The sequence below is a fragment of the Dysgonomonas sp. ZJ279 genome (assembly GCF_011039205.1).
Classification (GTDB): domain Bacteria; phylum Bacteroidota; class Bacteroidia; order Bacteroidales; family Dysgonomonadaceae; genus Dysgonomonas.
The window spans coordinates 21,739-32,797 of the sequence record NZ_JAAKEL010000028.1; the positions used below are offsets into that span (position 1 = coordinate 21,739).

The 11,059-nt window shown below is 32.5% G+C and carries 11 protein-coding genes; all 11 read right to left on the reverse strand.

The genetic code is table 11. The annotated features are described in order from the left end of the window. Positions 1 to 2: 2 nt before the first annotated feature. The gene (locus G7Y57_RS16440; RefSeq protein WP_165026700.1) at positions 3 to 1,874 is read right to left on the reverse strand and encodes a glycosyltransferase family 2 protein; all 1,872 of its coding nucleotides are present in this window, start codon (positions 1,872 to 1,874) and stop codon (positions 3 to 5) included. 334 nt (positions 1,875 to 2,208) lie between these two features. Then, positions 2,209 to 3,552, reverse strand: a complete 1,344-nt coding sequence (locus tag G7Y57_RS16445) for a TlpA family protein disulfide reductase (RefSeq protein WP_165026703.1) — start codon at positions 3,550 to 3,552, stop codon at positions 2,209 to 2,211. A gap of 63 nt (positions 3,553 to 3,615) precedes the next feature. Continuing rightward, complete coding sequence (locus G7Y57_RS16450) at positions 3,616 to 3,822, reverse strand: TIGR04149 family rSAM-modified RiPP (protein WP_165026706.1); 207 nt, start codon at positions 3,820 to 3,822, stop codon at positions 3,616 to 3,618. A gap of 321 nt (positions 3,823 to 4,143) precedes the next feature. Then, complete coding sequence (locus G7Y57_RS16455) at positions 4,144 to 4,869, reverse strand: glycosyltransferase family 32 protein (protein ID WP_165026708.1); 726 nt, start codon at positions 4,867 to 4,869, stop codon at positions 4,144 to 4,146. A gap of 52 nt (positions 4,870 to 4,921) precedes the next feature. Beyond that, positions 4,922 to 6,112 (reverse strand): TlpA disulfide reductase family protein, encoded by a 1,191-nt coding sequence (locus G7Y57_RS16460; protein WP_165026711.1) that lies wholly within the window; start codon positions 6,110 to 6,112, stop codon positions 4,922 to 4,924. 177 nt (positions 6,113 to 6,289) lie between these two features. After that, complete coding sequence (locus G7Y57_RS16465) at positions 6,290 to 6,490, reverse strand: TIGR04149 family rSAM-modified RiPP (protein ID WP_165026714.1); 201 nt, start codon at positions 6,488 to 6,490, stop codon at positions 6,290 to 6,292. A 90-nt stretch (positions 6,491 to 6,580) separates the two neighbouring features. Beyond that, positions 6,581 to 8,152 (reverse strand): vitamin K epoxide reductase family protein, encoded by a 1,572-nt coding sequence (locus tag G7Y57_RS16470; RefSeq protein WP_165026717.1) that lies wholly within the window; start codon positions 8,150 to 8,152, stop codon positions 6,581 to 6,583. A gap of 450 nt (positions 8,153 to 8,602) precedes the next feature. Further along, a complete protein-coding gene (locus tag G7Y57_RS16475; protein ID WP_165026719.1) occupies positions 8,603 to 9,385 on the reverse strand; it encodes a hypothetical protein in 783 nt (260 codons plus the stop codon). Between the two features lie 37 nt (positions 9,386 to 9,422). Further along, a complete protein-coding gene (locus tag G7Y57_RS16480; protein WP_165026722.1) occupies positions 9,423 to 9,836 on the reverse strand; it encodes a hypothetical protein in 414 nt (137 codons plus the stop codon). Positions 9,837 to 9,909: 73 nt separating this feature from the next. After that, on the reverse strand, positions 9,910 to 10,437 hold the full coding sequence (locus tag G7Y57_RS16485) for a hypothetical protein (protein WP_165026724.1): 528 nt from the start codon (positions 10,435 to 10,437) through the stop codon (positions 9,910 to 9,912). Then, on the reverse strand, positions 10,434 to 10,829 hold the full coding sequence (locus G7Y57_RS16490; RefSeq protein ID WP_165026726.1) for a hypothetical protein: 396 nt from the start codon (positions 10,827 to 10,829) through the stop codon (positions 10,434 to 10,436). The genes G7Y57_RS16485 and G7Y57_RS16490 overlap by 4 nt, the downstream gene beginning before the upstream one ends. Positions 10,830 to 11,059 lie beyond the last annotated feature (230 nt).

The window sequence follows — 11,059 nt, forward strand, 5'->3', positions numbered from 1 at the left end:
TATTATTTGCTGTTTTCCATTATTTTGTAAAAGAAATCCGAAAGCCTTTCAACATGATAATCAAAGGTAAACTCATCTCTACATTTCATAATACTTTTATTAAGGTCCTCCAATGTGTTTTTCTCTCTTAGACTCATTGCCAGATCGCTGATGTTTTTATAGAACATACCAATATTAAGATCTTTTACCAGATTTTGCATTGCAACAAAATGGCCTGTATTATCCTTTTGTAATGAAGGTATTCCTGCTGCGACTAAAGTATAAATGCGAGCAGGAATATTTAAATCGTCCCAGGTTGTTTGTAATAAATTGCCTTCGTTACAACTGTTAAAACAATGTAACCAACCGGCATCATATTTTGAAAATTCCTTTACCCAATCACTGCTCGAGACATGAGTATGAATATGAAAATGGTCTGGTGCCATTTTTTTTATGAGTTGGTTAGGGGCATCATATCGATGATGTTCATTCTCAGAATACAAATGGACATGAATATTTTGATTTGACAGGGCAGCTATATCAGTTTCAGTAATTCCGATTATTCGCCCTGCAACAACAGTATGTATACTACCTTTATCAGTTGCTGATATTTTTGTTGAAAAATCATTATTAAAACAATCTCTCTTGGGCATATCCAGATCTAAAATAAAAGAATTTTCAGAGGAAGGTACAAATAATTCATACCATCTTTTCATCATTTTGTTTATAAAGATTTTCCCGTCGGCATATTTATACAATTCGTATAACTCTTTCCATGTACCATTTTTCATACATGCAATAGGACTTTCTTTGAAATGCCATACAAAGGGAATTGAAAGTTTAGACTTTAAGACTTCGTGAGCAATTTCTACTCCATCCCAATTAGCTAAAGCATATATAATGTCAGGCTTTATCTTTGAAACTGTTTCTCTCCAGTTATCGTATGGGATATCTTCTACATTACCAAAAGGCAAATGCCCTACATTAGTAAATGTAAATTCCGGTTTTCTAACCCATAAACCATATAATACATGGCCATACTCTTCTAATGCATAGATTCTTTCCGGGTTATATGCCAATTCCCCGACAAGGAGTATTTTTAGTCGTTTTTTCTTTGTGATACTTTTCCGGAAGGGAGCATAGATCTTTTCTTCATCGATAAATTTATACTTAGAGAGCCTCATTCGTAAAGGATTCACTACTTTATAATAGCTCCTATATGCATTTAATCCCCCTCCGTATCTTTCGCCGGCGATTCTGTGGTGTTGGTGTGGATGATTTGTCCAGAAGCATGTTATTATACCTGTTGATACAAATGACCCGGTATTAATTAATTTATTCCAGAACATCAGAAATAAATCATCTGTAATCCATTCTTTACGCTCAAGCCATCTATGGGCGGTTTTTCTATGGGCGGTTTGAACAAGTTGCAAACAATGATCGGGCCTTATATGGTTTGATTCGTATGTATTTTTATATGGATATAAGGAATCTATATTTCCGAACCTAAGACCGCTAAACACTAATGAAGTATCTTTTGATTGATTAAATTTATCTGTAAAAGAACTTAGATGATCTTTGTAATATATATCATCGGATGGTAAATAAGCTATATAGTCATATTTTGCAATATTTAAACCTTGGTTTATTGCATAACCTAATCCCATATTGCATTGATTCTTTATATACCTAATCTGAGGATGGTTTATTATAAAATCATTTATACATTCTTCTGTATCGTCTGAGCTTCCGTCATTAATAATAATAAGTTCCCAATTCTTATAAGTCTGTTCAATTAGGCTAAATATAGCTCTTCTGATAAATGACGATTGGTTGTAAGTCGGCATTATTACAGAATAACCAATAGGCTTTTCATCTTTAGATTTAATTCTCATGTTTCCTATATTACTTTTAAACTCATTTTAGTAAATCTACATTTTCTGAATAAATAATAGCTTAAATAAGAAAATATTGATTCTTATTATCCATTTCCGTTTACATGTAGATAAAGTAAGGCAACGCAATTTTCCATTATATAACAAGATATTTTTTTATCCTTCCGGTTCAATATATTTTTTTATAATTCTCTATTTTTAATAGTCATAACAGACAACACAGCGATTCTGCTACCAATGCACAAACAGGACATTAGTTCATTGAATCTAATTGTTTTTAGTAAGGAGAGCTATTTTGCATTTTTTGATTGTTGTATTTCAGAAAACTATCTTTTTAATATTTTAATAATTGAAACAGTTTTGTCTCTAATTCATTACTTTTAAGATCCGTTGCTATTATACGCCTGTTTTTATCAAGTAGAAAATTGGAAGGGATAGCTGTTACACCGAAACTGTTAGTAATCAGACGGGCATCTTCATTTGCCCAGCTTCCGGCATAAACATTGATAAACTGACGGCTTTTATATTTCTCGATAGCTGTACGCCATTCCCGTTCATTATTATCCAAAGAGATGGCATATACGGATAAATTGTTTTTATATTTATTATGCACTTTTATTAAATGGGGAATCTCTTGAACGCAGGGTCCACACCATGCTGCCCAGAAATCTATAAAAATATAATCCGTATTAATATCACTTAAAGACGCCAGCTTATGTAAAGTATCTTTCAATTTCAAATGCCCTATCTTAGATCCCAGCTTATATACCGGGACATTACTGCTGTCAGCTTCTGCCCGATACATTCCCGGAGGTTTTGACGATCGGCTTGCTAAAGAGACATTGCCGTCTTGTAATTTATACGTGTCTTTATTATAAGAAGTATACCTTATATCGTTTCTTCTCTTTAGCCAGTTCTCGCTCCTTAAACTAGGAGGAGGTACCACTTTCCTATGGATATACGTTCGAATAGCTTCTGAAACCTGTACATCATCAGGATATCGTTGTTTCAAGATGCTGGCTATACTGTCCGCTACTTCACGGGAAATCTCCCCTTTCCCTACCCGATGGGATAAATACATGATCAGGTATCCAATTGTAGTTGTAGATTTGACGGAATCAAACTGGTTTATTATAAAATCCGTAGCCAGATATTTTTCTGTAGATAATAGTTTTTTTGTTATCTGGTTTATAGTTATAGTATCGTTATAGTCTGAACTCATCAAGTCATCTTTTAAATCAGAAATTTTTTTATTTAAGGCTTTAGTCTTAAAAGATAAATCACGTGCTTCGGTTTGAGCTAACGCTCCTGTAAGGGTCGTACCTTCTACATAAAGTCCATTAGAAGTCAAATTCTCTATCCTTATATCCCGGTCAGCTTTGTCTACCTGAATACTTGACCGCTCCCAGGGAAGCAATATTCCTGAAAATATCAATTCTGTAAGGGATACAGAATCGTTCATAAGGGTGTCTTTTAATACAAATTCTCTTTGCCCTTTCTCTATAAAACAGGAATCGATTATATTAAACTCATTTCCATATAATGAGATCCAATACACCCACTGAGATTCACTATTAATAGAACTGTCCATAGTAACGGTCAATGTCCTGATATCAGCCTGTTTCTGACAAGAAGCAAGAAATGGAAATAGTAGTAAATAAAACAAAATCCTTTTCATAAACTTAATACTTATAAAAGACCAATGTACTATTTGGTAATACATTGGTCTAAATTATTTTAGTTAATTACCGGTACAAAAGCCGCTTCCGATAGAAAACGCTTCTCCATAACTTGATGCACATATAGAGAATCCTGTTCCGTCAGTACAAGAGCCGGTGTAATAGTTTTGACCGGAACCGCAATCAAAACCACCTTTAAGGTCTTTCATCTCTTTTTCACTCATAATAGTAGCATCTTCCGCCAATTCGATTTTAGTTAACTTTTTCATAATAAAAAAAATTGGATTTACATTACAGAATTTCTTCAGTAAATGATCAGTTTACTGCCCATTGCCCTGTAATTTTGCAATGATTTATTTAATATCGATAACTAAACCTATAAAGTATTCTACATAGTTTATCTTATAACATACCAAGAACTATTGTCATAAAGTCTGAAACATACATTGTACTTATTAAATTTATAAGAAATTGTGAATATTTTATTTTAATAATAATATCTATAATGTATAATGAGAATATATTGACATAATAGGAAGGAACGATCCGCCACCCCGCAGGAGCACACTAATTTAATGAATAGGTTTGGCTCACAGTTCGTCCTTTACCCAGATACTGGAAAAGTAATGAACTGCATATGCTTCTTCCAGACAATCATTTAATTCTTGTGTCCTTTCTCCTTGTACAAAATTCCGTGCCTGAGAACCATTAAATGGGGTTACATATTTAGCAGGGATAAGGTAGATGTCATTCTTTTCCTCTTGTGTTAAGTTTCGGTAAAGACTAACTAACTTCCATGGGCCTGTTGTATTAAAAACACAGTCAAATTTGGGAATGGGATTATATTCCAGAATTTCATTCCTGAAAACCGCTTCAATTGTTTTTTTCATAAAAGGATGTTCCGCAACGCAAGCCATTAATGCGTTATTAAATATTCTTTTGTCTTCCTGTGTATCTGTTTTAGAAGATTGCTCTAATGAAAAACAACAGGTTTTACCTTCCAGAAGCTCATCCAGAGGTTTTACAGATTCGTAATCAAAGTCGACATACATACCTCCCAATTTATTCAATATGAGGTAGCGTATGGTATCCCAGCGTTGGATATTGTAGGGATATCTTCTATAAATATCCAGATAATGAGGGTAGTATTCTATTATAAAATTATCGATCCTTTCCGTATCCCAAAATTCATATTTCCAGGTCGGATAATCGCTTTTCCATGATTCACTTAATTTTTTAAAAACATTAGGCAAGGGTATTTGATCACCTGACCATATTTGATGGATAATATGTGGAATTGTTTTATTGCTATTCATAGTTTTCATTTATTAAAATGATATCATCTAAAGTTTCTTTATACTTCATATATTACAATCCATCAGCATCTGTCAATTCAGGCTCGAATGATTGTTTAAAAATGAGGTCGATTGCGTCCATATTCTCTTGAGAATATTCTTCCCATCGTCCTATAACGACACCATTTTTGTCAATAAAAAAATAACGGGGAATACTCATTATGGGATATTTATTCAATATATCATCTTCATTAAAATAACCTGACATCCATGATCCGGGTTCCTGTTCCGCCAAAACATTATTAAAGTCTGAAATTCCATATTTGTTAATTGCATTCTTCCAGGTAACTTTATCACTATCTCTTGAAACTGCTATAATTACCAGTCCTTTACCCTTATATTTTTCATACAAACCTTTCATGTGAGGCATACTCTGCACGCAAGGGCCACACCAGCTTGCCCAGGCATCGATAAATACATAATTATCCCCCCTGAATTGAGAAAGTTTCACATAGTTCCCATTAATATCGGGAACGTTAAAATCAGGTGCAAATTTTCCTATTTGAGTATTAACAGCGTTTGAAAGTATTATATCGACCCTTCTCCCTGTCGGGGAATCTTTAAGCTCATCAGATAAACTATTATAGATTTCTTTAGCGGTTTCTACGGGAAGCCATTTCGCCGGAAATCCTTTTAGAGCAAGTTCTATCGTAGAGACGATGAAGAAGGAGTTGGGATTTACCGACCTGTAATGTATACCTGCCATCTGCTGCGTTTCAAGCAGTGAATCTGTATTTTGATATAGCATATCAATCATATGATTTAAATCGGCGTCATCCGGTATCGAATCCTTACGTAACTGCAATTCTTTTAATTTAGATCCGTACTCTGACAATTCAGCAGATAATTGATTGAAATGTTCTGATAAAAACCGATCTTCCTCATTGGTTAATGAACCTTTTAGTTCAAATTGTTCCGACAAATTCATATCCCACGTTAAGTCCATATAAGCGGGCTCAATCCAAAATGAAATTTCTTCTGAATTAATCTTCAATCGTGCTTTTCGAGGCTCGTTAATCATTCCTCTAAATGAAAATAATCCATTATCTATCTTTAAAGAATCAGTAATTGTGACATATCTGTCTTCCTTACATAAAGAGTAAGTTAAAAAAACTTGACCCTTATTAACAGAACTAACATGTCCATTCAATACAAATTCCCCTTTTATATTTTGTCCATGAGCTAATGAAATGTAAAAGCTCATAAAAATTAAAAAAAATATCTTCATCAGTGATCTCAATTATTAGGTAGTTAATTAATAATAAAATTCTTACCTCACGATAGGGCACGATATACTGTTCTGAAAATTGAGTACATTAACTTATAACCCGGAGAAGAAATGAATTATTTTTCACGACTTCTCCGGAATACCTAATTTTTATTAACCGCAAACACTTGCATTTGAGGCGTGGTAACACTTAGTACAATGCGATAGTCCGCTAATGGCTGGAGGACAATTGGAATCCGATTTACATAGATATGCACTACAGCCTCCTCCGGAAGCTCCACCGACAATGTGCTTCATTTCATCTTCTTCGATAAATGAAGCATCATTCATTTTTAGTTTACTAAAATTTTTCATAATAATAAATATTAAATTTAATTGCAGATGTTTCCGATAAAATCGCTTATTTATCAACTACTGCCCTGCAACTTAACAATAGCTTCTGATTTATAAATCGAGTTTTGAAAAATATCTTAAATCTTCAATTTTATAATTATCCGGAAGTTTGTAACCATTCACTAAAACGGTAGGTGTTGCCCGAAGTCCTGTTTGTCGCTTCCAGGCTTCGTGTTTTTCAAATTCCACTTCAATATCTGCCTCTTTGGAATTTATTTTATATGTTGAAAAAAATGCTTCTTTTTTATGTTTACCGACGGTAAACCATTTATTAAAGATATCTTTGACTTCCTGCTCGTTTTTATTATAATATGTAGAAATAAGGAATTTATTGCTTGGAACTAAATCAGGGGTAAATGACGAAAATATATATTGCACACATATTTTATTACCTGATTCTTGTAACAAGCCTTCTACACGAGTATGCATTTTTGCACAGGGATTACAATGTGGATTGGTTAAAATTGTAATTAAGATATCTGAATCCGGATTTCCAAATAAAATACCGGATGTACTTTGCGAAACTTCATAAAAAGGCTGTTTTTTCAATAATGTAGTCAATATCTCATCTGTACCTTTTATACTATTAATCTCGTATGACATCTGTTCTATTTTATTATTTTCGCTTATCAAAGGTAAAAGCAAGGCTATTGATACGACAGGAATAATATAAATACATCCTGTTATTAATACATCTTTTATATTCCATTCCGGAAATTGAATGAATCCGGATATCAGGGATATGAAAAAAATACTCCACAGAAGCAGTTGAACAATTAAACACAATGTACACCATTGTTTGGCTTTATATTTTTGATACCAGATGCTCCAAAAACTATAAGGTAACGCACAGACATTAACAAGGGAGGTGTAAACTATTAATTGAGGCAAAAACAGAATAATTAAAATATTAGCAATAAAGTAGCCTAAGCCGATTTCACTCCATCCGATTATATTTCCGATCTTAGCCGCACTGGATTCTAATATATTATTGCAATCATTATGCTTAAATAAAGAACACACTTTATCTCCATATGTACTGCGTATGTGTATTTGTTTAAGAATCAATAGATAGCCGACATATATACCCATCAGATTTAGTGCCAAAAGTATTGCTACACCCGGATTATCAAATAAAGAACTACCAAAATAAGCTAATACTAACAGCACTGTGACTGCTGTGGCAAGGATACACTTTAAAGCTATATCCGATAATCTTTTAATTTGGTTTTCCTTATAAAGAGGCTCTATTGAATTTCCGTCAGGTTCGGCTACCAGTATAACACCGGTCCACATGTTGATAAACTCTTGTATCGGAATCGTTATATCTTTACCATTCCAAACATACGATACATTTGTATTTGTAATTTTATAGACTGTTACAAAACCATTGCCGACATGAGCGATGAACGGCGGTTCTATTTCAAATATATTGTTTTCTTTATCTTTAAGTTTTACTCCTGCATTTTTAATATTGTAATCAGATAATAATTTTGACAAGCCATACAAAGTATATTTATAGGGATGTTCATTATAAAGTTTGTTTGCATATTCATTGGTATGCTTTACATTTAACAAATAAAGGAATAAGCTAAAAATGGTTTTATCTTCTGTGTTTCTCATAGTAAATATTGCAATTTTCGTGTTCTACTCGTTAAGATTGATAATTATGATGTACCGTTGTTCTATAGGTTTAATTTTCTTGAAATCAGTCAATTTTCCCCGATAGATTTCAACACTCTACCTAATAAGCCAAATAAAATTGTTAAGAATATCAAAACTGATAACACTATTATGTAATTTACATAATATTTTACTACTAAGTCAGTATCTTCCATTTGTATTTTAGATTGCTCAATATATTAATATTTTTTAAAGTAACAAAATATTTCAGTGTATTTTTATTTAAAAAGTAAATTAGTTTTCACAAAATTTATATACTAACAAAAAAAATACCCCTCTCTTTTATGAATGCGTTTAGTTTTCAAACAGATTCTTGCATACCCTATTTTATGTATTTAATAACTCTTTTCATTTTATTCAAAATATTTTCATTATTTAATGATATACAAATCAAAATCTATACTGCCAGATTGAATATTTAGTGCCTTTACCATCCCGATAGGCAATACATTTCTCTTTGTACTCATCCCATTGAGAATACTTACTCTCAAAGAATCCAAGTATATTTTCTGAAAAGAAACGAAGTAAAATCTTTTCAAGCTCTTTGCGGTCTATATTGTATTCGATGTCAATGTATACAATGTATCTGTTATTTTTATCTGCAACAGAGGCAAATGGAAAATCAGTTCCATTAAGTTTAATCTTGTCCGGATTGGAGTCAAAGAGATCGAAGATATCGGATATATCGTTATCTTCCAAGTAATTAAATAGTTCGACTGAATGGGATGCTGACTCCACATCAAATACGAAAAGCTGTTTGCGATAGTCAATCAAGGATCTAATTTCTTCTTCTGTCAGATTCTTGTCTTTTTGAGCACAGTAGTATTTATTATCATAGCGGACACATAGCGTATATACGTTGAAAGCAGACTCATCACTCTCTAAAAAGAAAAAAGCGAAATTCTGGTTTAATGAATGTCGCTTAATCTTTAGAGTGTTTACTAGATTATAGTATTCTGCCTGCTGGATTTCTTTAAAAACGGTTTGCAATGAAAGTATATATTCTTCACGCATTCGCTCAAATTCTTCAAGGGTAACAGTAATGAGTCCGGGTAATTGCTTTTGATGCTTGTAGGTTTCGAATTTTAAAGCTGTACCATTTATATATTTATCATCTGACATTCTGGCTACAATACAGCCAGTGAATGAATCTTTATCTACGATATAAAGCATGGTAGTAATATTTATTGGTTTATAATTGGTATACTATTTATGACCAGATTAAAAAATCGCCTTTTAATTCAAGTATGCGTTTATTAATCTGAATAATTCGATCCATAATTTCTTTTGAATCAAAGACCTCTCTTTCTTTGTTATGTTCATTAATCAAACGGATTACTTCTTCATCGTTTGAGGCAAGCATAAAGCCATACTCAAAATTGAATATCTTTTGTCCTTCAAATTCTATCAGCTTTATATCCGGATTCCTGCGGTTACATTCATAGTGATTTATTTTACCCAGAAAACATCTGCCATGTAGTTCCTTAAATTTAACTATGCTCGCTCTGGAAATATCGTTAATCGAATGATCGAATTCACTTGTTCCTCCTGTATTGCGATGTTTGCGTATATACTCATAAGCAAGCAATTGTAATTCTTCAAATGTTTTATTATTGTAATTCATAAGCTAATCATTAATGTGGATTTATATTTTTAATCAAAATTCAATCCGGTAAAAAAATATGGTATTCAGAAGTTTATTGTTCAGGGATATCTTCGTCAATCATCTCTCTTGGAATATTCTTGTTGTATATCGTATACCCGTCTGCTATTAACGATGTAATCTGTTTTTGCAACCTGACTTTTTGTTCCGGTATTAAAAGAAGGGTTTGTATCGGAATTTTTTCTTTGCTAAAATTTAGAAAAAACGATAATTTAAGTTCTGATTTTGAATTTACGCACACAATATTTTTCTTTTCTTCTTTGCGGACTGCTTTGTTTACTTCTTTTTTAAAAAGATCATCTTCAACTAAACCTCCAATAACGTGCTCCAGATGCATTTCCAAATCATACTCTTCATTCTTTGGTAGGGTTTTAGCAAAATCTTCGGCTTCCCGTAAAATAGCTTCACAGCCTTTATTCGCTTTTATATTTATTTCACCGCCATTTCCATTATCTGTACATAATGCTATAAATTTGCCATTTACATATAGGTTTGCTGAAAATGCGTTTGAGTCATCCGATAATTCTTCAGAATGTTTGATGTTTTTTAGTTCGATTTTCATTGTTTTTTGTTTTCATTGTTTGACTTTTTGTTAATTGTGTAAATACTATCGATCAATTCCTTTGGAATATTTGTGTTGAAAATTGTAAAACCTTCTTTTATAAGTCCCGTCATATCTTTAATCAGTTTCTCCTTATATTGAGGTATTGACAATAATTTATCAATACTGATTTTAATCTTTTGTGAACCGATATAGTACATCCTTTCAGTATCTAATTTTGTTTTTCCATATATGACATGATCCTTTTCGTGCTTTCTCAACGTTTTATTTAACTCTACTTCAATTAGATTCTCATAAATGAGTCGGCTTACATAAAGCTCAAGATTTATATTCTGATCATTTTCGGTATCCTTGGGAAGCTGCTTCACATAGTTTTCAGCAACTTCCAGCAAGGATCTGCATCCATCATTTGCATTGATTTTTACACATCCTCCATCGCCATCATCCTCACAAAAAGCAATATGTTTACCTTCTACATAAAGATTTGCTGTAAATTGTATAATATAATTGAAAAGTAGTCCACTTAGTAATTGAAAAGTATACCACTAAGTGTCTCGGATGAGATTGGCTAAAGATATTTATTCTTCATCAGGTTGTAACATTTTTTTAGTTTCTTTAACTC